A 20,715-nucleotide genomic window follows, 5' to 3' on the forward strand; every position below is an offset into this window, starting at 1 on the left:
GATCGCACCTTCAGGGCAGGATCAGTCATGCAGCAGCATGTCCGTGGCATCGGCCTCAGGGCTGGACTTTGCCGGCGCGGCATCGCGGCTGACGGAGGTCGTCGCGCATCCTCGCAGGCCGGGCTCCGCCCGCACCATCGCAAGGCAGGCCACGGCGACGGCCAGCACAATCGCCGTGCTTTCAAGAATGCCGGGACGGCCAGATGTTCGTTCGGTCATCAGACATCTCCACCGAAACTGTTTGACGCAGATGCGGGCCGGTCACAATGTGGAAATTGCACTATCAGCCTTCGTCCAGGACGAAGGCTGATACCTGGGGTTGCGCGGCTGCCGAACTGTTTTCAGGAGCAAAGAATGCGCTTCGATCTGGTCGATCTCCGGCTGTTCCTGCTGGTGGCCGAGCGCGGCAGCATCACCCGTGGCGCCAAACTCGCCGGCCTTGCCCTGGCCTCGGCCAGCGCCCGCATCAAGGGCATGGAGGATCGCCTCGGAACGCCGCTGCTGGAACGCCGCCGCCGTGGCGTGGTGCCGACGGCGGCCGGACAGGCGCTGCTGCACCATGCGCGCACCGTGCAGAACCAGATCGAGGCGATGGCCGGCGACCTCGGCGCCTACGCCTCCGGTCTTCGCGCCCGCGTCCGGCTGCTCGCCAACACCGCCGCCACCGGCGAGCTGCTGCGTGGTGTCCTGCCGGCTTTCCTTGTCACGCATCCCCAGGTCGACATCGATCTCGACGAGCGCCCCAGCCATGAGATCGCCAAGGCGGTGGCCAGCGGTGCGGCCGATCTCGGCATCGCCGCGACCTGGGCCGGCCTGTCGCATCTCGAGCAGAAACCGTTCTTCATCGACCGGCTGGTGGTGGTCGCCGCGCGGAACTGGCCCGGACTGGAAGGCCGCGCCACCAGCCTCGCCGACATTCTCGGTGAACCCTTCGTCGGGCTCGGCACAGGCCATGCGCTGCAGGAGCACGTCACACGCCAGGCCGCCCGCCTTGGTGGTCATCTGCATATCCGCATCCGAGTGCCCGGCCTCGACAATGTCTGCCGCCTCGTCGCGCAAGGCGCCGGGATCGCCATCGTCCCGGAAAGTGCGGCGCGCCACTCGGCACGCTCGCTGCGCAGCCTGCGGCTCACCGACGACTGGGCAACTCGCCAGCTCAATCTGTGCGCCCGCCGCTTCGACGAATTGACGCCGCAAGCGAAATTGCTGGCTGCCGCGCTGGTCTGAACCCGGCAACGCAATAGCGCAACCGCAACCGCGCCAGACGACGCACCATGCCACTTGGTGCGAAAACAACACCTTGCTTTTCAAAAGTTCGTGACATAGCTTGTTTTCATATAGGCAAATAATTTGCCGACCTTTTTTCTTTTTATGAAAGAAAGAGCCTTTGCGGGAACATCTCGATCTGACTGATCGGCGGCTGGTCAAACAGCTGTCGCAGGACGCACAGCCGGGCATAAACCGGCTCGCCGAGATGTTGGCGATTTCGGTGCCGACGGTGCGCACGCGGCTGCGCAATCTGCTCGACCGCAATCTGCTGAAGATCGTCGGGCTCTTGAACCTGACCGAGCGCCCAGAACTGATCTCGGCCATTGTCGGTATCAATGCGCAAGGACGCGGCCGGGCCCGCGAGCTGGCGCAGCGCATTTCCGAACTGCCCTTCGTCAACTCGGCTTCGGTGGTCACCGGGCGCTTCGACATCATCGTCGACGTGACCGTGGCCGGTGACGTCGCCGATCTCTACCGCGTCACCAGCGAGCTGATCCCGGGGGCCGGCGAGCCGGGCGAAGTCGTTCGCAGCGAGACCTTCGTCGTCATGGCGTCGTGCAACAAATGGGTCAGCCTGCCGGAAGGCTGCTGGTCGGACGATCGCAAGGAGCCGGCATGAGAATAGCGGTTCTCGGCGGCCTCGGCCTGCAAGGCCGGGCGGCCATCGCCGATCTCGTCGCCAGCGGTGCCGAGGAGGTGATTTGCGTCGACACGGCGCCGGACGGCGCGGCTCGCCTTGACGGCCTGACCGACCTTGCCCGCGTGCGGTTCGTGGTACCGAAGGGAGCGATCGGCCCTGCCTTGGCCGGCGTGCTGGCGAATGCTGACGCGGTCATCGACCTGTTGCCGCAGCCACTGATGCGTGAGGCGGTCCAGGCCGCGATCGCAACGCGCACGCCGCTGGTCACCACCAACTACGGCAAGGTCATCGCCGACCTGGCGCCGGCCGCCGAACAGGTTGGTGTGCCGATCATGGCCGAATGCGGGCTCGATCCCGGCATCGACCTTGTGCTCTACGCGCGCGCCGCAAGGCAGTTCGATACCATCGCCGCGATCGATTCCTATTGCGGCGGCATTCCCGAGCCGAAGGCGATGGCCAAGCCCCTTTGCTACAAGGTGAGCTGGAACTTCGACATGGTTCTGGTCAGCCAGAACCGCGACAGCGTGATGATCAAGGACGGCGAACGCGTCGCGGTGCCGGCCGGCCAGCAGCACGACAACCCCTTCATCCACGAGATCGAGGTCGCGGGCCTGGGCGCATTGGAGGCCTTCCCCAATGGCGATGCGCTGCACTATGTCGAGATGCTGGACGCAGCAAGAGGGCTGCGCCGCTCGGGCCGTTATACGCTGCGCTGGCCGGGATGGTCGGCCTTCTGGGCGCCGCTGAAGGAGCTGGGCTTCCTCTCCGAAGACAAGGTGCCCGGCACCGGCTCCAGCCCGCGCGAATTCCTAGGCCGGCTGCTCGGGCCGCAACTGCAGTACGGCCCCGGCGAAAAGGACCTTTGCGTGATGCGCAATGTCTTTTCCGGCCTCGAAGGCGGCCGCCGCAAGACGGTGACCTCGGACCTGATCATCGAGCGCGACCTGGCCTCCGGCCTGTTCGGCATGAGCCTCGGCGTCGGCTATCCCGCCAGCATCGTGGCGCAGATGCTGGCGCGGCGCGAGATCACCAAACCAGGCCTGCTCAACCCGCTGCTCGATGTGCCCGATGGCCGCTTCTTCGACGAGTTGGCCAGGCGCGGCATCACTGTGACCGAGACGGTGGCCTGGGACTGAGGGTTTTCGAACGGTGGCTGCCGCCGGCAACGGCGCTGCCGCTCAAAAAAGCACCCCGAAGGGTGAAACAACAACGTGGAACAATAAAACAAGGAGGAATGCCAAATGAAGATTGCCAGACTTTTCATCGCTGGACTTGCGCTCGCCGGGCTCGCCACCGCGGCCAGCGCCGGAACGCTCGACGACATCACCAAGCGCGGCGAGTTGCGCGTCGCCGTGCAGACACAAGGACCGCCCTTCTCGCTGGTCGGCGCCAATGGCGAACGCACCGGCAGTTCGGTTGAACTGGCCGAGCTGATGGCCAAGGAAATGGGCGTCAAGATCACCTTTCTCGACTTCGATTGGGACGGCCTGATCCCGGCGCTGCTGTCGGGCAAGGCCGACCTTCTGGTCGCCGACATGACGCCAACGTTGGCGCGTGGCATGAAGGTCGCTTTCACCAAACCTTACATGTATACGGGCAGCACCGTGTTCACCAAGGCGGACAGCAAGTTCAAGACCACCGAGGACTGCAAGGCCAAGGGCACCAAGATCGCCGTGCTGCTGGGCGCCACCGGCGAGAAGGAGGCCAAGGCCGTCTTCACCGATGCCGACATCAAGAGCTACAAGGGCGGCGGTCCGCTGCTGCTCGACGCCGTAAACAACGGCCAGGCCGATTGCGGCGTCAACGACGTCTCGGCGGTGAAAGGCCAGTCGACCGCCTACCCGGCCGGCACCTTCACCATCATGCCGGAGCTTTTGTCGAAGGAACCGCTTGCCTTCGCCACCCGCTATGACGAGCCGGACCTGCTGGTCTGGATGAACCTGTTCCTCGACCAGGTCAGCATCGACGGCCGCCTGCAGAAGAACCTCGACTACTGGGTCAATTCCGACGCCTGGAAGAAGGACCACTAACCAGCCTTGGGATCCAGGCGGTTTTGCGCGCGTCTTGAGCGCCGCGAAGCCGCCTGGCCTTTCGTTTCGCCCGCTTTGGGGAACCGCCCAGCGATGCTCGAGAATTTCAGTTTCCGCACCATCGTCGAGTATCTGCCCCTGTTCGGGCAGGGCCTGGTCACGACCGTGTGGTTGTCGGCGCTGTCCTTTCTCGGCGCGCTCGCCGTCGGCATCGTGCTGTGCGCCATGAATCTGCAGCGCGGCTGGCTGTTTCGTGCCCCAGCCAAGGCCTATATCGACGCCGTGCGCGCCACGCCCTTGCTGGCGCAGCTCTATTTCCTCTATTTCGGCCTGCCCCGGCTTGGCTTCGTCCTGCCCGAGCTGGTCGTCGGTATCCTTGCGCTGTCGTTGAACAGCGGCGCCTATGTCGCTGAAATCATTCGTGCCGGTATCCTGTCGATCCCGCGTGGCCAGGTCGAAGCCAGCGTCGCCTCGGGCATGACCTATGTCCAGCGCATGCGCCTGGTCATCCTGCCGCAAGCCTTCAAGGTGACGATCCCGCCGCTGCTCGGCCAGGCGATCGTACTGGTCAAGGATTCCGCATTGCTGTCGCTGATCTCGGTCGCCGAACTGACCCGCGCCGGCCAGTTGCTCGCTTCCGACCGCTTCATGCCGGCGGAAGGTTTCCTCACCATCGCCGCCTTCTACCTGCTGCTCTACTACTGCCTGAAAGGGCTGGCTGCTCTCTCCAGTCGCTGGCTCGGCACTGCGGGGGCGCGGACATGATCTGGCAACAGCTGCAAAGCCTCGCCGGCAGCTATCCACTGGCGCTGCGCGGTCTCGGCATGACGGTGGTGCTGTCGCTGATCAGCCTGGTGCTCGGCACCTTGCTCGGCTTCGGTCTCGGCATCCTGCGCACCGGCGGCAACCGGCTGGTGGGCAGCGTCATCGGCGCCTGGGTCGACCTGATCCGCGGCACGCCGTTCCTGGTGCAGATCTTCCTGATCTTCTTCATCCTGCCGGAGCTCGGCATCGAGCTCGACGCCTTCACCGCCGGCATCATCGCGCTGACAAACCTCGCCGCCTGCTTCATCTGCGAGATCGTCGCCGCCGGCATCCGTTCGGTGCCGACCGGCCAGGTCGAGGCAGCGCTGGCATCCGGCCTGTCGCGCTGGCAGCGCATGCGCCAGGTGGTGCTGCCGCAGGCGATGCGCATCGTGCTGCCGCCGCTGGTCGGACAATATGTGCTGCTGATCAAGGACTCTTCGGTCGTCTCGGCGATCGGGCTCACCGACCTCACCCGCGTCGGCTGGCTGGTGGTGCAGCGCGTCCCCAACGGCCTGCTGGTCTTCTTCCTCGTCGGCGTCGGCTATTTCATCGTTTGCTATCCCCTGATCATGCTCGCCCGCCGGCTCGAGCGCCGCATGGGCGCGGCGCATGGCGAGGTGCAGCTGTGACTGCGAACCCCAAAGGTCCGGCAAATATGACCAAAACCGGTATGATCGACTTTCGCGGCGTCAACAAATGGTTCGGCGCGCTCAACGTGCTCAAGGACATCACGCTCAGCGTCGAGCCGCGCGAGGTGGTCGTCGTCTGCGGCCCGAGCGGCTCGGGGAAGAGCACGCTGATCCGCTGCGTCAACGGCCTGGAGGCGATCAAGGATGGCGATCTCGTCGTCGACGGCCAGCGCCTCGGCGACCCCGCCACCAACATGACGCAGCTGCGCACCGAGATCGGCTTCGTCTTCCAGTCGTTCAACCTCTATCCGCACAAGACGGCGCTCGAAAACGTGACGCTGGCGCCCATCCATGTCCGCAAGATCCCGCGCACTGAAGCCGAAAAGGCCGGGCGCGAATTGCTGGCCAAGGTCGGGCTGGCCGACAAGATCAACGCCTATCCGGCGCAGCTCTCCGGCGGCCAGCAGCAACGCGTGGCGATCGCGCGCTGCCTCGGCATGCGGCCAAAGATCATGCTGTTCGACGAGCCTACCTCGGCGCTCGACCCCGAGATGATCTCGGAAGTGCTCGACGTCATGGTGGCGGTCGCCGAGGAAGGCATGACCATGATGGTGGTGACGCACGAAATGGGCTTTGCCCGCAAGGTCGCCCAGCGCGTGGTGTTCATGGATGCCGGCGCCATCGTCGAAAGCGGCACGCCGGACGAATTCTTCTCGCACCCCAAGACCGACCGCAGCCGAGCTTTCCTGAGCAAGATTTTGCGACATTGAGAAGTCCGGGCTAACTCGCCTCTTCCGGACTGCCGCCAATCGCAAATGCAACCCGGCTTTCGCGCCGTCTCAGCAGCGCGATGGCGAGGAAGGCGATGACGCCGCTCGCGGCGACGACCACCAGCACCCACAGCGAATTGGCGACGGATGTCCGCGCCATCATGAAGGCCAGCGCGAACGGCGCGAAGGCCGAGGTGAACTGGCGGGCGGCACTCGCCCATCCCAGCCGCGCGCCATAGCCTTGGCGGCCGAAGAGCTCGAGCGGCAAGGTGCCGCCGACGATGCTGGTGAGACCGGAGCCGAGGCCGAACAGCAGCACGAACAGGAAAGCGCCGGGCAGCCATGGCGTGGTCAACAGCAGCGCGCACAGCCCGGCCGTGAGCAGCGACGCGGCAATGACGGCGAGATGCGTTTGTTGAAGCCGCCCGCCAAACAGCATGTTGATCAACCGGCTGGCGACCTGCGCCGGCCCGAACAGGGTCGAAACGAAGAGGCCGGCCGTGCCGAGCCCAAGTGCCGCCGTCAGCGGCACCATGTGGATGAGGATCGCCGACAGCACGAAGCCCTCGGAGGCGAAGCCCGCCAGCATCAGCAGGAACACGGCCTGCCCGCGTCGCGGATCGAGTGCCGCGCCCGCTTCATGGGCTGGCCCGCGCTCTTGCGGCGCGGCCGTCGCGTGACGGCGCGACAGGCGCATTAGCCAGGCGTGGATCGGCAGGCAGAGTCCGAGATTGAGCGCCGCGAACAGCAGATAGACCTCACGCCATGTCAAATGCGCATTCAGCGCCGAGGTCAGCGGCCAGAACAGGGTCGAGGCGAACCCTGCGATGAGCGTCAGGTGAGTGATGCTGCGTTGCGGCCGGGGAACCCCGATCTGCACGATCGCCACGAAGGCGGCGCTGTAGAGGACGAAACTGGAGGCCAGCTCCATCGCCAGCAAGGCCAGAACAAAGGTCACGCGTCCGGGCGAGACGGCGCACAGCGCCAGCGCGACGGCTGCCGCGACCGAGCCGATGGTCATGATGCGCCCGGCGCCGAAGCGGTCGGCCCAGCGCCCGGCCGTGGGCGCGAACAGGCTGCCGGCAAACAGCGAGGCGGACAGCGCGCCGAACACCCACCCTTCCGTGAGCCCGAACTCCCTGGCCATCGCCGGCGCCAGGATCGAAAAGCTGTAATAGAGCGTGCCGTAGCCAATAATCTGCGTCAGCCCGAGCGCCCATACCGCCTTGCGCAGGACAGACCGGTCAGGCATCGACGCCCACGGCTTCCGTCGCCCTGGCGCCAGCCGATGGGCCCGTTGCGCAGCCGCAGCCCGACGCACCCTTTGCCTTGGCGTCCGCATCCTCGACGCAGCAGGCATCGACATTGGCGGGCGCGGGCCCGCCGCAACAACCAGCACTGTCCGATCCCGTCACAACATCGGCGCTGCACACGCCGGTCTCCGGCAGCACCAGCCGCACCTCGCGCGCCGCGACATGGTCTCCGGCAATGTCGGCGACCACCGAGCGAACCTGCTCGTAGCCGGTCGCCATCAGGAAGGTCGGGGCGCGTCCGTAGGACTTCGAGCCGACGATGGTGAAGCCGGGTTCGGGATGGGCAAGTTCCCGGATGCCATGCGCGGGAACCGTGCCGCACGAGTGGAAATTCGGATCGATCAGCGGCGCCAGCGCCGGCGGCGCTTCGACGGCGGGATCAAGTGCGAGGCGGATTTCGCCGAGGAACGACAGGTCGGGCCTGAAGCCCGTGGTGACGACGATGCGGTCGACGGAAAGGCTGAATGGCTTGCCGGCCAGGCTGGCGTCGACGGCAAGCCCCTCGCCTTGCATTTCGATGCGGTTGACGGCGAAAGCCGCCAGCATGTTCAGCCTTCCATCGGCCATCGCCTGCTTGGCGGCGAGGCCAAGCGCGCCACGCTCGGGCAATTGGTCGTTCAGCCCGCCGCCAAGCAGCCGGTCGACGCTGGCGTGACGCAGCGCCCAGAAAATCTTGGTGCCAGGTGCTGCGTCCTGCAGCTCCATGAGCGCCAGGGCGACGTTGATCGCCGAATGCCCGCCGCCGATGACGAGGACACGCTTGCCCGCATAGCTGTCCCTGGCCTTGCCGACCACGTCGGGAATGCCATAGGCAATGCGCTCGCAAGCCGCGTCTTCGCCGGCAACCGGCAGCCCGTCGACGCCGATGGGGTTTGGCCGCGACCATGTTCCGGACGCGTCGATGACGGCGCACGCGAGAACGCGGTGCTCGCCGCCCGCATCGCGGTAGCGGATGACGAAGGGAGCGTCCTTGCGACCGTCATTGGCGACCTTGTCATGTCCCTGGCGGGTGATCGCGGTGACCTCGGCGCCGAGCTTCAAATTGGCGGCGATGCCGGCAAGTGCGGCAAGCGGCGCCAGATAATCGCGCACGATCTCGCCCCCGGTCGGCAGGCCTCGCATGTCTGGCGCCGTCCAGCCGGAGCGGTCGAGCAGCGCCCGCGCCGCCGCGTCGATATTGTATTGCCATGGCGAGAACACCCGCACATGTGCCCATTCGAGCAGTGCGGCGCCAACGCTTTCGCCGCGTTCCAGGATCAGCGGGCGGATGCCGCGTTCGACCAGACGCGCGGCGGCGGCGAGGCCGACCGGGCCTGCGCCGATCACCGCGACGGGAAGGTTTGCCATCATGTCCATATGTTCGATCCTTCCGGTATCTTCGAATTACAAAGCGAAAAAAATCAGGCCAGCGCTTTGACGACGGCAGGCGCGCAGGCGGCATCCGCGCAGCACTCGTCGGCGAGATAGCCGATCAGCGCATTCATGCCGGGATAGTTGGCGCGGCAGATCAGCGTCGTCGCTTGCCGTTCCTGCGTCACAAGGCCGGTGTCGACCAGCCGCTTGAGATGATGCGACAGCGTCGAGGACGGAATATCGAGCTTGCCCTGGACGCTGCCGACGGCAAGCCCGTCGTCACCGGCGCGCACGAGGATGCGGTAAAGCTGAAGCCGCGTCGGGTTGCCGAGCGCTTCGAGCTGGGTGGCTGCTTTTTCGAGTTTCATGGAAATAAGCTACGCGGCGCCTGTCGAGTCGTCAACCAAATTTCGAAAAATTTGGAAATAGCATCAGCTGGCCCGCTTGCCCGAAGCGTCGATGACCACCTCGCCATCCTCCTTGTTGAACGCGCCGATGTCCGGGTTGGGCAGGATGTCCAGCACCTTTTCCGACGGCCGGGCCAGCACCACGCCGAGCGGGCTCACCACGATCGGCCGGTTGATCAGGATCGGATGCGCCAGCATGAAATCGAGGATCTCGTCGTCGGACCACTTCGGGTCGGCAAGGCCGAGTTCGCCGTAGGGCGTGCCCTTCTCGCGCAGCAGCTCGCGCGGTGTCATGCCCATGGCAGCGATCAACTCGACCAGCTTTTGTCGTGACGGCGGCGTCTTCAGATACTCGATCACCTCCGGTTCCTCGCCCGACTGCCGGATGATGGCCAGCGTGTTGCGCGAGGTGCCGCAATCGGGATTGTGATAGATGGTGATGGTCATTTCGCGGCCTGCATCTGTCTGGTTGGTTTCGGTTCGGCAAGCAGCCAGCCCGCCAGGGCCATGGCCAGCAGCGCGCCCAGCAATTCGGCTAATATGAAACCCGGCAGGTCGACCGGGCGGATGCCGGAAAACGTGTCCGACAAGGCACGCGCGGTTGCGACGGCCGGATTGGCGAATGAGGTCGAGGCCGTGAACCAGTAGGCGGCTGTTATGTAAAGCCCGACCAGCCAGGGGATCGCGTCGGAACGAAAGCGCAGGCCTGCTAGGATGGTGAAGATGAGGCCGAAAGCTGCGACTGCCTCGGCGAGCCATTGCCCGGCTCCGGTCCGCACCGTCACCGAGGCCTGCAGGATCGGCAGTTCGAACATGGCGTGCGCCAGGAATGTCCCGGCGATGCCGCCGACAATTTGGGCGACGACATAGGCGAGCGCTGCCCTCGCGTCGATTTCGCGGCGGAGCGCGAACACCAGCGTGACCGCCGGATTGAAATGCGCTCCTGAAACCGGCCCGAGTATCGTGATCAGCACGACAAGGATCGCTCCCGTAGGCAACGTGTTGCCGAGCAGCGAAATGGCAATGTCGTGCGTCAGCCGGGATGCCATGATGCCGGAGCCGACCACCGTCGCGACCAGCAGCGCGGTTCCCAGCGCTTCGGCAACGCAGCGGCGTGGCAGGTCGTTCGCCACGGCGCTCAGCTGGCCTTCGGCAGGGTGCGGGCGATCTCGTACAGCCACTTCGCTCATCGGCGTGCTCCTAGCAGTCACAGGTCACGGCATTGATGACGGGACGGCAGAGTTCCGGCGCGCCGTTGCAGCAATCTTCCATCAGATAGGCCAGGAGGTCCCGAAACCCGGTCATGTCGGCGACGTAGCGCACGATCCGGCCATCGCGTTGGGGGTGGATCAGCCCGGCATGGGCGAGCACCTTCAGATGCGCCGACATGGTGTTCTGGACCGTATCCAGCCTTGTGGCGATCTCGCCCGCCGGAATGCCTTCCGGACCGGCGCGGACGAGCAGCCGGAAAACATCCAGTCGCGTCTCCTGGCCAAGGGCCGCCAGCGCGTTCAACGTGCCTTTTTTATCCATATATCCGGATCCTTGGATTTGTGGATATCGACTTTGCCGCGACCTGTAAAGCGGGATCCGGGGCGGTTGCAACCAAGCGGGTCTTCACCGCGGATGCAATTCGCTCTCGCCAGCCATCAGGTGACGGCCAGCACCTTGCCCGTATCGTGCTCGCGCACGAAATCCACGCGGGCGCCGTCCCAGTGATAGCTGTAATGCCGGCCCTGGACCGGAATGGTGATGGCGTCCGGCGAGAAGATGCCGATGCAGCCGCCGCCCGGCATGCGCACGCTGTTCCACACCAGCCCGTCGCTGCCGGTCGCACGCAGCGCCCGCCCCTCCGCTTGCGAGGCGGTGTAGTCGTCGGGATCGAGCACGCCGGGCACCGCGTTCACGTCGTCGAGGTCGCGGTCGACGCTGCCGACCAGCACGCGGAAATCCGCCGTCCAGCCCGGATCCTCGTTGGTGGCGCGCATGAATTTCTGATGGTGGTGAATGGTCTCGGCGAGCGCCACCTCTTCGCTGTCGCCGGCATAATAGATCCCGTAGCTGCCATCCGAGAACCGACCGGGCCGCAGGATCGAACAATGCACGAAGGGCGCCATCACGAAGCTGGCGCCAGGGCCGGAGACCCGCCTTGTGGCCGCCACCTTGCCAAGGTCGCCGATCTCGAGCCTGATGCGCGGGTTGGTCTTCTCCTCGACCGCGGCCAGCGCCTCCCAGTCACGCGGGTCGGCAATATCCTCGAAGAGGTCGATTGGCGGATGGATGGAGCGGATGATGCGGAAGGTCTGCTGCCAGTGGACGCGGCGCCGGACCGCGAGCCCACTCACCATGCACCACGCTCCGCATCGAGCCATTCGCGCATCGCGGCAAGGTCGGAGATTTCGCCGCGCAGCATCAGGTCGAGCGCCGACTGGCCGCCGAAAGTGGCATTGGGCTTGCGGATCCAGGCATAGCCGCGCGCCGGCTCCGTAAAGAGATAGCGCAGCCCTTTGTGGATGCCCATCAGGTGCGCCATGCGGGTACGCAGATCGCGGTCGATCCTGCCGACGCCGCCCTCCTTCCAGCGTGCCCCAGTCTTCCAACGTGCCCAGGTGCGCGCCGACATGCCGCCGAGCAGGATGCAGGCCTCCAGGTCGGTGAGGTTCCAGGCCTTGAACAGGTTGACGGTGGTGCGCGCCAGCGCGCCCGCCTCTTCATCCGAAATGGCGCTTCCAACTGTGGCCGGCGTGGTGACTATGGGCTGAAGCTGCATTTTTTGCGTCCTCGCTATTGGCAGATATATAGCATGCATTTGCCAATTGGCAAGAAACGGATCCAACGGAGGATCAGACGCATTCCGTGAATCCCCATCAGCGCTTAGCCAAAAGCTGTGGGCCGCGCGCAATCAGGTTTTTGGAACGGTCGAGACGCGAGCCAGGATTTCACACCGCTCCAACGCATAATTCCAAGCGGAAAAAGGCGGATCAACCCGCAGCCCCGGCGGTGTCTTTATGAACGGATCCGAGCCAAACAAACTGTATTTCTCAAACAGCTCTTCGGCAGTCGCTCCGGGTTTGAAAGCATCTTCCAGTTCGCTGTCGACTATGGCGCGGCACCGCTCCACCGCCTCATCGTAGGTTGGAAATTTTCCGTCGAGGTAACGGTGGCTCTCATCTCGATAATGAAAATGATCGTCGACAAAAACCTGGTAGTGGCTCTCGTCGGGCTCCTGTCCTTCCAGCTTTGGCTGGGAACTCCCCACACTCAAGGCTCGAATCCTCCCGCTGCCGGCAATCCAGCCTATCATCAGTCACTTTCCGCGAGCAACGAAGCCATGTCGCCCCGGCGGCTTGCTTGCCCTGGCATCCAGGCAGGCAGCCGAGGCCTCCAAACAGCAAGGGCGCGGCCAACCGTGCGGACCGCGCCCTTGAATTGCAGGACGGGCCGGCATTGCCGTCGGCCCGGAACTGCGTCGTGCCTATTCCGCCGCCTCGTAGCCGGCGATGCCCTTGATCTCGAGGAAATCCTCAAGACCGTATTCGGCATATTCGCGCCCGTTGCCCGACTGCTTGTAGCCGCCGAACGGCAGGCCGGCGTCCCAGGTCGGATAGTTGATGTAGACATTGCCGGTGCGCATGCGCGCCGCCACTTCGCGCGCTTTCTGCATGTCCTTGGCCTGGATGTAGGAGGCAAGGCCGTAGACCGTATCATTGGCGGTTTCGATCACCTCCTCGACGCTGTCATAGGGCATGATCGCCAGCACCTGTCCGAAGACCTCCTCGCGCGCGATGCGCATGTCGTGGGTGACGTCGGCGAACACGGTCGGCCGGACGTAGTAGCCGCGGTTGAGTTCGGCCGGACGGCCCGGGCCGCCGGCGACCAGCGTCGCACCCTCGTCGATGCCGCTCTGGATCAGCTCCTGGATCTTGTCGAACTGGACCTGGCTGACGACCGGGCCGAGCTTCGTGCCGGCCGCGTCGGCGGGGCCTACGGTGAACTTTTCCGCCGCGGCCTTGGCATAGCCGGCAGCCTCGTCATGGCGGTCGCGCGGCACGAACATGCGCGTCGGCGCATTGCAGGACTGGCCGCTGTTGCCGAAGCAGCCGGCGACGCCCTTGGTGACGGCCTTCGCGAGGTCGACATCGCCAAACAGGATGTTGGCCGACTTGCCGCCGAGCTCCTGATGCACGCGCTTGACCGTATCGGCGGCGGCCTTGGCCACCAGGATGCCGGCGCGGGTCGAACCGGTGAACGACATCATATCGATGTCGGGGTGGCTGGACAGCGCCTGGCCGACGCCCGGTCCGTCACCATTGACGAGGTTGAAGACGCCCTTCGGCACGCCGGCCTCGTCCAGGATTTCGGCGAAGATGATGCCGTCGAGCGGCGCGACCTCGGACGGCTTCAGCACCATGGTGCAGCCGGCCGCAAGGGCGGGACCGACCTTGCAGGTGATCTGGTTGAGCGGCCAGTTCCACGGCGTGATCAGGCCGACGACGCCGATCGGCTCCTTGACCACCAGCGAGCTGCCCTTGACATGGCGGAACTCGAAGCTCTTCAGCACGTCGGCCATCTTCTGCAGATGCGCAAGGCCGACGCCCACCTGGCTGTCGAGCGCGAACTGGCGCGGCGCGCCCATCTCGCGCGACACGGCGAGCGCCAGATCGGCACTGCGCTTCTTGTAGACCTCGATGATGCGGTTCAACAGTTCGAGCCGCTCGCCGACTTCGGTGAAGCCAAAGGTGTTGAAGGCGCGCTTGGCGGCGGCCACCGCCTTGTCGACATCGGCCTTGGAGCCGAGCGAGATCTGCGCGAAGGCATCCTCGTTCGAGGGATCAATGACGTCGAATGTGTTGGGCACAACAGGATCGACCCACGCGCCATCGATATAGAACTGCAGATTGTGTGACATGGTTTTCTCCTTGGGGTGCGCCGCATGGCTTCGCCGGCCGTCATATGTGGCTGGAGATAACGATGCACAAACGCCGCTGTCAAACGCAAGAGCCAAGTGATTGAGCCAGCCGTGTGCAATATGCCCGTTACGCTTTAGCGGAAGCGGTGAAGAACCCGCCGTCGAGTTCCTTCGCGCCCCCCTCTGTCCTGCCGGACATCTCCCCCACAAGGAGGGAGATTGGCAGCTTGGGCGCCGGCGCTCTTCCTGCGACATCCGCGATTAGCAAAGGCCGTGTGGTGGCGGCCGATCTCCCCTCTTGAGGGGGAGATGTCCGGCAGGACAGAGGGGGGCGCCACAGGGCGCTACCTTTGAGCCGTGTACTGGCCACCCACATCAGCCTGCCAGTTTCTTGCTCATATAGACCGTCACCCCGTTCATGAACGGCTCTTCCCGGTCGATTGTGTAGCCATGCTTTTTGTAGAGCGACACATTGGCCTCGAAGGCGCCGTTGGTCAGCAGGCGAAGCGCGTGGCGGCCGGCTTCGGTCGCCCTCCGCTCGGCATGCTCCAGCAAAAGCCGGCCGATGCCCCTGCCCTGTGCCCGCGGTGCGACGCAGACATTCACGATCCAGAGATGGTCGTCGGCCAGGATCGTTTCGATCATCCCGACAATGCCGTCCTCCTCGACGGCAAGATCGAAAGGATGCTCGGCGACGGCCTTGTCGTAATCGGCGCGCATCGGCAGCGGCTCGCGGCCGATCACCGGCACCCATTTGGCATAGGCGGCGCGCACGATATCCCTGATCGCGGTGGCGTCCGCCGGGTCGGCCGGCCGAAGCCGGATGGAAGAAGTGATGGTCATGAAAATGCTCCAGAGCATGAAAAAACCCGCCGGCGGATGTCGCGGGCGGGCTGGAAACGAACCAACCGGATCTATCGTGCCGGTCCTTGTCGTCGCGCAATCAGCTTGCCGCTCCGCACTGTGCAGGGGCGGCGTCGCTTGGTGTCGGCTGGCGCAAAGACGAACATGGGGGTCAAGCTGGAGCAGGAAGCGAGGTGCTGTCAAGACAGCCGCTCAATCGGCAATGTCTCATGCCGTGGAATCCCTATATGCCTTGCGGTAACGGCAATTGATCGATGGACAAGGGATGACGGGGACGCTGAGCAAAGCGGTGCGGATGGTCGCCATCCTGAACCTTGGCTATTTCGGCATCGAGTTTGCCGTGGCCGTTTGGATCAGATCGGTATCGCTGTTCGCGGACAGCATCGATTTTCTGGAGGACGCATCCGTCAACCTGCTGATCATGGTCGCGCTGGGCTGGACTATCCGCAATCGAGCGCGGCTCGGGATGGCGCTGGCGGGCGTACTTCTGATCCCGGCTTTGGCGACCCTTTGGACCGCTTGGGAGAAATTCAACGTTCCAATCCCGCCAGCGCCCGTTCCGCTGACGCTTACCGCGGCCGGCGCGATCCTCGTCAACCTGACATGCGCGCTCTTGCTCGCTCGCTATCGCCATCACAGCGGCAGTCTTACCCATGCGGCCTTCCTGTCGGCCCGCAACGATGTCCTGGCGAATGTCTCGATCATTGCCGCCGGCCTGGTCACGGCCTTCGTGTGGAACTCAGCCTGGCCAGATATCATCGTTGGCCTCGCAATCGCAGTCATGAATGCGGACGCCGCCCGCGAGGTCTTCACGGCTGCAAGACGCGAGTTCGCGCAAAGCCATATTTCAAGCTGAGGCACTGCGCCTTCAATACTCCTGCGCCGTTGGCCGGAACAGTATCTCGTTGATGTCGACCTCGTCCGGCTGGCTCACGGCGAACACCACCGTCCTGGCGAAGGAATCGGCGGGGATCGCCACCCGGTCATAGAGTGCGCGCACGCCTTCGGCGACATCGGGCTCGGTGACGCTGTCGGGCAATTCGGTCGCCACGGCACCCGGCGAGATGATGGTGGTGCGGATGTTGTAGGGTTTTACCTCCTGGCGCAAGCCCTCCGAGATGACGCGCACCGCGTGCTTGGTCGCGGCATAGACGGCGCCGCCAGGCCCCACCTTGTGGCCGGCGACCGACGAGACGTTGATGATATGGCCGCTCTTCTGCGTCTTCATGTGGGGGAGCGCCGCGGCTATGCCGTAGAGCACGCCCTTGATGTTGACGTCGATCATCCGGTCCCAGTCCTCGACCTTGCGGCGTTCCAGCGGCGAGTGCGGCATCAGGCCCGCATTGTTGATGATGACGTCGACGCGGCCATGCGTTTCGACCGCATGGTCGACAAGCCGCCGGACCTGGGCGACATCAGTCACGTCGGTCGCCAGGATGGCGTCCTTGCTGAGCGACAGCTCTTCGGCGAGTGCCTGCAGCCGGTCGAGGCGGCGCGCGCCCAGCACCAGCTTTGCGCCCTCTTTCGCCAGAAGCCGGGCGGCGGCTTCGCCGAGCCCGCTGCTGGCGCCGGTGATGACGACGACCTTGCCCTTGATGTTCTCGGTCATGGGATTTTCCTTCCGCTTCAGCGATCGATCCTCGCCGCTTGTTGTGGCGAATAGCGCTCTCCCTGCACGGCAATCGCCGAGACCGCGTTCTCGATGTCGCGAAGATCGTCCACGCTCAGCGTAACGGCGGCCGATCCGATGTTCTCCTCAAGGCGATTGAGCTTAGTCGTGCCGGGGATCGGAACGATCCAAGGCTTGCGAGCCAGCAACCAGGCGAGCGCGACCTGTGCGGGGGTCACCTTCTTCCCGGCTGCGATCTTGACGATCGCATCGACCAGCGCCTGGTTCGCCTTGCGGGCCTCCTCTGCAAAACGCGGAACCGTGTTTCGGAAGTCGCTGCTGTCGAACGTCGTGCTGGCGTCGATGGCGCCGGTGAGGAAGCCCTTGCCCAGCGGGCTGAAGGGCACGAAGCCGATCCCCAGTTCTTCCAGGACCGGCAGGATCGCCTCCTCGGGTTCACGCCACCACAGCGAGTATTCGCTCTGCAATGCCGTGACCGGCTGCACCGCATGCGCACGACGGATGGTGCGCACGCCCGCTTCGGAGAGGCCGAAATGCTTCACCTTGCCTTGGCTGATCAAGTCCTTCACCGCGCCGGCCACCTCTTCGATAGGCACGACCGGATCGACGCGGTGCTGGTAGAGGAGGTCGATATGGTCGGTCCTAAGCCGCTTTAGCGACGCCTCGACGACCTCGCGAATATGCCCCAGCCGGCTGTCCATGCCGTCGTGTCCGGCTGTACCGGCAATGTCGATGCCGAACTTGGTGGCAATTACCACCTGGTCGCGGATCGGCTGCAGCGCCTCGCCGACGACCTCCTCGTTCTTGAACGGGCCATAGACCTCCGCGGTGTCGAAGAAGGTGACGCCGCGCTCGAACGCGGAGCGGATCAGGCGGACAGCATCCGGCGTCTCCATCGGTTGCCCGTATGAATGACTCATCCCCATGCAGCCCAGCCCGATGGCCGAGACTTCGAGGCCACCCTGGCCCAGTTTGCGCTTTTGCATCTCAGTTCTCCTTCATGTCTTCGCTAGGATTCTGACGGTCGCGGCGCGGGCGCGCGCACCGATCATCGGGACGAGGTATGGGCTTGCCGCATATTTCGCCCGGTAGGCATCGTCGATACGGTCGTTGACCGGCCCATCGACTGCTTCGAAGGTGACATCCCTGGTCATGCCGGCGGCGGTGATCCGACCGGCCTTCTGCTTGACCGCAGCCTGGTACCAACGCGACTTCTGGCCATTGTAGCCGCGCACATAGAGTTCGCCTTCGGTCACCACCGACCAGATCCAGGTCGGCGTGCCAAAGGTCACGCGATCATCGCGCAGCGGCGCGATGTGCAGATCGTCGGTCGCGGCGATCCTGCCGAGTTCGTCCTTCGACCACGTCATTTGTCACCTACCATACTGCGCGTCGCCGACGTGCTCCATCCAGTCGACGGCCTTGCCGTCCAGCGCTTCCTGGATGGCGATGTGGGTCATGGCGGTGGTCGGTGCCGCGCCATGCCAGTGCTTCTCGCCCGGCTCGAAACGAACCACGTCGCCCGGCCGGATGTCTTCGACCGGGCCGCCCTCGCGCTGCACGCGGCCACAGCCGGCGGTGACGATCAGCGTCTGGCCGAGCGGATGGGTGTGCCAAGCGGTGCGCGCGCCGGGCTCGAAGGTAACGGCGCTGCCGGCCGCACGCGCCGGCGCGATGGCTTGAAACAGCGGATCGATGCGGACAGTGCCTGTGAACCAGTCACCCGGACCCTTGCCCGAGGCTTGAGAGCCGCTTCGCTTGATTTCCATGGTTTATCCCTTCTCGACGCGGGGCCAGACACGGCCGCCGGCCTCAGAGCCGGCGCCTTTTGGGCCGCCCGATTGCGATGATGCCTATTTAAGACCTGCGATTGATCGCGAATAGCTGCTATATCCGGCATGTACTTATGAGAAGGACTCATGAATGCCGCGCGACATGAACGAGCTGACCGCCTTCCTCGCCGTCGCGCGTGAGCGGAGCTTCACCCGAGCGGCAGCCAGGCTGGGCGTCTCGCAATCGGCGCTCAGCCACACATTGCGGACGCTGGAGGAGCGGCTGGGCGTGCGGCTTCTGACCCGCACCACGCGCAGCGTCTCGCCGACCGAGGCGGGCGAGCGCCTGGCTCGCAGCATCGGGCCGAGGCTCGACGAGATCGAGATGGAACTCGCCGCCTTGAGCGCATTTCGCGAAAAACCCGCAGGCACCATCCGCATCACCGCCGGCGAGCACGCCGCCGATGCGGTCCTGTGGCCGGCGATCACCAGGCTGCTGCCCGATTATCCCGACATCAGGATCGAGATCATCGTCGATTACGGCCTGACCGACATCGTCGCCGAGCGCTACGACGCCGGCGTGCGGCTGGGCGAACAGGTGGCGCGCGACATGATCGCGGTGCGCATCGGCCCCGACATGCGCATGGCGGTGGTCGGCGCGCCGGCCTACTTCGCCGCCCGGCCAAAGCCGCGCGCGCCGCAGGACCTGACCACGCACAATTGCATCAATCTGCGGCTACCGACCTATGGCGGGCTCTATGCCTGGGAATTCGAGAAGGCCGATCGCGAACTGAAGGTGCGGGTCGAGGGCCAGCTGGTGTTCAACACTGCCGCGCTGCGGCTAAATGCTGTGCTTGCCGGCTTGGGTCTCGCCTACCTACCCGAGGACCAGGTGACGACCGATCTGGCCGACGGCCGGCTGGTGCGGGTGCTGGCCGACTGGTGCCCGCCCTTCCCCGGCTACCACCTCTATTACCCCAGCCGGCGACAGGCGACGCCGGCCTTCTCGCTGCTGGTCGATGCCTTGCGCTACCGCGGCTAGATGGAGTTGACGAAGCAGGACCGCATCGGCATCATCTGCGCGGCGTGGCCTGCGCCGAACCTCCAAGGGCTGTCCCCAGCACGGTCTTGAACGGAGGCAAAGGGACTTCGAGTCTCAGGCCGCTGTCTTTGGTCCGATCGTCTCGAATGTGGTTGCTGGGGAACTCCGTCCGGAACGTGAAAGGCCATGACAATGACCCAAAACGCAAATTTCAAACGTCGCGTGCGGGCTCGCGCTGCCAAGACAGGCGAGTCCTACACGGCCGCTCTCAGGCATTTTCACCGCGACGCGCCGGATGATCCCGCGCCCGAAGCCAGGTCGCTGCGATTGGCCGTGGCGCAAACCACCGTCCATGATGACCCTCGCAACATCGCCAAGCTGCGCGATAGCGGGATGGAGATGCGACGCCTGATGCGAGAGGCGCGGCAGGCGGGTGCGAGGCTGCTGCACTTTCCCGAAGGCGCGACCTGCTCCCCCAACAAGCGCATCATGTCGGCCAATGGTCCCGCAACAATCGGGCCTGCCGATTGGGACCGCTTCGAATGGACGGTCCTGCGCGAGGAACTGGAGGCGACGCGCGCACTTGCGCGCGAGCTTGGACTGTGGACAGTATTCGGTTCGGTGCATCAACTCAGCCAACCGCGCCGGCCCCACAACAGCCTGTATGTCGTCTCCGATCGCGGCGAGTTGGTGACGCGCTACGACGAACGCATGCTTTCGAACACCAAGATCTCGTTCATGTACACGCCGGGTTCGATCCCGGTGACGTTCGAGGTCGATGGGCTCCGCTTCGGTTGCACGCTCGGCATGGAATCGCACTTTCCGGAGATTTTCATCGACTATGAGAGGCTCGATGTCGACTGTGTCCTGTTCTCGACAATCTCTCCCACCGATGGCCCGGCTTTCGCCGTCGAGATGCAGGGGCACGCGGCAAGCAACAACTATTGGGCCAGTTTCTCGGTCGCTGCGCAACACGGCCAGACCGCCCCTTCGGGCATCGTTGCTCCCGGCGGCCGGTGGGCGGTGCAATGCCCGGCCGATGGAACGCCCTCGATCGCCGTCGTCGATATCGACAACAATCCAGGAGACCCGGCCCGGCCATGGCGGCGAACGGCACGAGCCGGAATTTATCAGCCGCATCTGGTGGAGACGACCGGCGGAGCAACGACCGCGGCATGTTCTAAGGGCTGTTGATATTCATCTGGAGCTTATGATGGCGGCGGCGAGGTGAATGAACGCGGCAAAGCTCTTGTCGGTTTTGTCGGCACGCATGGCGATGC

The 20,715-nt window shown here is 64.8% G+C and carries 25 protein-coding genes and 1 pseudogene; 10 read left to right on the forward strand and 16 right to left on the reverse strand.

Annotated elements, in window-relative coordinates:
* Positions 1 to 21: 21 nt before the first annotated feature.
* Positions 22 to 219 (reverse strand): hypothetical protein, encoded by a 198-nt coding sequence (locus AC07FD_RS14950; protein WP_478350442.1) that lies wholly within the window; start codon positions 217 to 219, stop codon positions 22 to 24.
* A gap of 135 nt (positions 220 to 354) precedes the next feature.
* Here AC07FD_RS14950 and AC07FD_RS14955 point away from each other — a divergent pair, with 135 nt between their 5' ends.
* From AC07FD_RS14955 to AC07FD_RS14985, 7 genes are all read left to right on the forward strand, one after another.
* Positions 355 to 1,227 (forward strand): LysR substrate-binding domain-containing protein, encoded by an 873-nt coding sequence (locus AC07FD_RS14955; protein ID WP_478350443.1) that lies wholly within the window; start codon positions 355 to 357, stop codon positions 1,225 to 1,227.
* Between the two features lie 160 nt (positions 1,228 to 1,387).
* Complete coding sequence (locus AC07FD_RS14960) at positions 1,388 to 1,888, forward strand: Lrp/AsnC family transcriptional regulator (RefSeq protein ID WP_095091173.1); 501 nt, start codon at positions 1,388 to 1,390, stop codon at positions 1,886 to 1,888.
* On the forward strand, positions 1,885 to 3,045 hold the full coding sequence (locus tag AC07FD_RS14965; RefSeq protein WP_478350444.1) for a saccharopine dehydrogenase family protein: 1,161 nt from the start codon (positions 1,885 to 1,887) through the stop codon (positions 3,043 to 3,045). The genes AC07FD_RS14960 and AC07FD_RS14965 overlap by 4 nt, the downstream gene beginning before the upstream one ends.
* A gap of 105 nt (positions 3,046 to 3,150) precedes the next feature.
* Entirely contained in the window at positions 3,151 to 3,939 is a 789-nt protein-coding gene (locus tag AC07FD_RS14970) for an ABC transporter substrate-binding protein (protein WP_457150577.1), read from the forward strand.
* Positions 3,940 to 4,032: 93 nt separating this feature from the next.
* Complete coding sequence (locus tag AC07FD_RS14975; protein ID WP_478350445.1) at positions 4,033 to 4,704, forward strand: amino acid ABC transporter permease; 672 nt, start codon at positions 4,033 to 4,035, stop codon at positions 4,702 to 4,704.
* On the forward strand, positions 4,701 to 5,375 hold the full coding sequence (locus AC07FD_RS14980) for an amino acid ABC transporter permease (protein WP_478350446.1): 675 nt from the start codon (positions 4,701 to 4,703) through the stop codon (positions 5,373 to 5,375). Before AC07FD_RS14975 ends, AC07FD_RS14980 begins: the two co-directional genes overlap by 4 nt.
* 26 nt (positions 5,376 to 5,401) lie before the next feature.
* On the forward strand, positions 5,402 to 6,145 hold the full coding sequence (locus AC07FD_RS14985) for an amino acid ABC transporter ATP-binding protein (protein WP_478350447.1): 744 nt from the start codon (positions 5,402 to 5,404) through the stop codon (positions 6,143 to 6,145).
* A 10-nt stretch (positions 6,146 to 6,155) separates the two neighbouring features.
* On the opposite strand, the gene arsK is transcribed toward AC07FD_RS14985, so the two are convergent.
* The 11 genes from arsK to AC07FD_RS15040 all read right to left on the reverse strand — a co-directional run bounded on the left by arsK (position 6,156) and on the right by AC07FD_RS15040 (position 14,970).
* Positions 6,156 to 7,397 carry an arsenite efflux MFS transporter ArsK gene (arsK, locus tag AC07FD_RS14990; protein WP_478350448.1) on the reverse strand — a complete coding sequence of 414 codons (1,242 nt, stop codon included), beginning with the start codon at positions 7,395 to 7,397 and terminating at the stop codon, positions 6,156 to 6,158.
* Entirely contained in the window at positions 7,390 to 8,814 is a 1,425-nt protein-coding gene (locus AC07FD_RS14995; RefSeq protein WP_478350449.1) for an NAD(P)-binding domain-containing protein, read from the reverse strand. The genes arsK and AC07FD_RS14995 overlap by 8 nt, the downstream gene beginning before the upstream one ends.
* A 44-nt stretch (positions 8,815 to 8,858) precedes the next feature.
* Positions 8,859 to 9,179, reverse strand: coding sequence for an ArsR/SmtB family transcription factor (locus AC07FD_RS15000; RefSeq protein WP_478350450.1), 321 nt, complete (start codon positions 9,177 to 9,179; stop codon positions 8,859 to 8,861).
* Positions 9,180 to 9,242: 63 nt separating this feature from the next.
* On the reverse strand, positions 9,243 to 9,665 hold the full coding sequence (gene arsC / locus AC07FD_RS15005; protein WP_478350451.1) for an arsenate reductase (glutaredoxin): 423 nt from the start codon (positions 9,663 to 9,665) through the stop codon (positions 9,243 to 9,245).
* On the reverse strand, positions 9,662 to 10,351 hold the full coding sequence (locus AC07FD_RS15010) for an aquaporin (protein ID WP_478350465.1): 690 nt from the start codon (positions 10,349 to 10,351) through the stop codon (positions 9,662 to 9,664). Before AC07FD_RS15010 ends, arsC begins: the two co-directional genes overlap by 4 nt.
* A gap of 67 nt (positions 10,352 to 10,418) precedes the next feature.
* The gene (locus AC07FD_RS15015) at positions 10,419 to 10,751 is read right to left on the reverse strand and encodes an ArsR/SmtB family transcription factor (RefSeq protein ID WP_095091162.1); all 333 of its coding nucleotides are present in this window, start codon (positions 10,749 to 10,751) and stop codon (positions 10,419 to 10,421) included.
* Between the two features lie 116 nt (positions 10,752 to 10,867).
* Positions 10,868 to 11,566, reverse strand: a complete 699-nt coding sequence (locus AC07FD_RS15020) for an RES family NAD+ phosphorylase (RefSeq protein ID WP_478350452.1) — start codon at positions 11,564 to 11,566, stop codon at positions 10,868 to 10,870.
* A complete protein-coding gene (locus AC07FD_RS15025; protein ID WP_478350453.1) occupies positions 11,560 to 11,988 on the reverse strand; it encodes an antitoxin Xre/MbcA/ParS toxin-binding domain-containing protein in 429 nt (142 codons plus the stop codon). Before AC07FD_RS15025 ends, AC07FD_RS15020 begins: the two co-directional genes overlap by 7 nt.
* A 132-nt stretch (positions 11,989 to 12,120) precedes the next feature.
* Complete coding sequence (locus tag AC07FD_RS15030; protein ID WP_478350454.1) at positions 12,121 to 12,522, reverse strand: hypothetical protein; 402 nt, start codon at positions 12,520 to 12,522, stop codon at positions 12,121 to 12,123.
* Between the two features lie 171 nt (positions 12,523 to 12,693).
* A complete protein-coding gene (locus tag AC07FD_RS15035) occupies positions 12,694 to 14,127 on the reverse strand; it encodes an aldehyde dehydrogenase family protein (RefSeq protein ID WP_478350455.1) in 1,434 nt (477 codons plus the stop codon).
* A gap of 375 nt (positions 14,128 to 14,502) precedes the next feature.
* Positions 14,503 to 14,970, reverse strand: coding sequence for an N-acetyltransferase family protein (locus AC07FD_RS15040; protein WP_478350456.1), 468 nt, complete (start codon positions 14,968 to 14,970; stop codon positions 14,503 to 14,505).
* Positions 14,971 to 15,256: 286 nt separating this feature from the next.
* Here AC07FD_RS15040 and AC07FD_RS15045 point away from each other — a divergent pair, with 286 nt between their 5' ends.
* Positions 15,257 to 15,847, forward strand: a complete 591-nt coding sequence (locus AC07FD_RS15045) for a cation efflux transmembrane domain-containing protein (RefSeq protein ID WP_457153586.1) — start codon at positions 15,257 to 15,259, stop codon at positions 15,845 to 15,847.
* 12 nt (positions 15,848 to 15,859) lie between these two features.
* Here the strand turns inward: AC07FD_RS15045 and AC07FD_RS15050 are convergent, their stop codons facing one another.
* Genes AC07FD_RS15050 through AC07FD_RS15065 form a run of 4 tightly spaced genes read right to left on the reverse strand, consistent with a single transcriptional unit; the run spans position 15,860 to position 18,390 of the window.
* Positions 15,860 to 16,600: an SDR family oxidoreductase gene (locus tag AC07FD_RS15050; RefSeq protein ID WP_478350457.1), complete on the reverse strand. Its 741-nt coding sequence runs from the start codon at positions 16,598 to 16,600 to the stop codon at positions 15,860 to 15,862.
* Between the two features lie 17 nt (positions 16,601 to 16,617).
* Positions 16,618 to 17,607: an aldo/keto reductase gene (locus AC07FD_RS15055; protein ID WP_478350458.1), complete on the reverse strand. Its 990-nt coding sequence runs from the start codon at positions 17,605 to 17,607 to the stop codon at positions 16,618 to 16,620.
* A gap of 12 nt (positions 17,608 to 17,619) precedes the next feature.
* Positions 17,620 to 17,991 (reverse strand): DUF2255 family protein, encoded by a 372-nt coding sequence (locus AC07FD_RS15060; protein ID WP_478350459.1) that lies wholly within the window; start codon positions 17,989 to 17,991, stop codon positions 17,620 to 17,622.
* Positions 17,992 to 17,994: 3 nt separating this feature from the next.
* A complete protein-coding gene (locus AC07FD_RS15065; RefSeq protein WP_478350460.1) occupies positions 17,995 to 18,390 on the reverse strand; it encodes a (R)-mandelonitrile lyase in 396 nt (131 codons plus the stop codon).
* A gap of 154 nt (positions 18,391 to 18,544) precedes the next feature.
* Between AC07FD_RS15065 and AC07FD_RS15070 the strand changes: the two genes are divergently transcribed.
* Together AC07FD_RS15070 and AC07FD_RS15075 are read left to right on the forward strand one after the other, a co-directional pair.
* On the forward strand, positions 18,545 to 19,435 hold the full coding sequence (locus AC07FD_RS15070; protein WP_478350461.1) for a LysR family transcriptional regulator: 891 nt from the start codon (positions 18,545 to 18,547) through the stop codon (positions 19,433 to 19,435).
* 192 nt (positions 19,436 to 19,627) lie between these two features.
* Positions 19,628 to 20,619, forward strand: a pseudogene (locus tag AC07FD_RS15075) (carbon-nitrogen hydrolase family protein).
* Positions 20,620 to 20,715 lie beyond the last annotated feature (96 nt).

The sequence above is a fragment of the Mesorhizobium waitakense genome, from assembly GCF_056431085.1.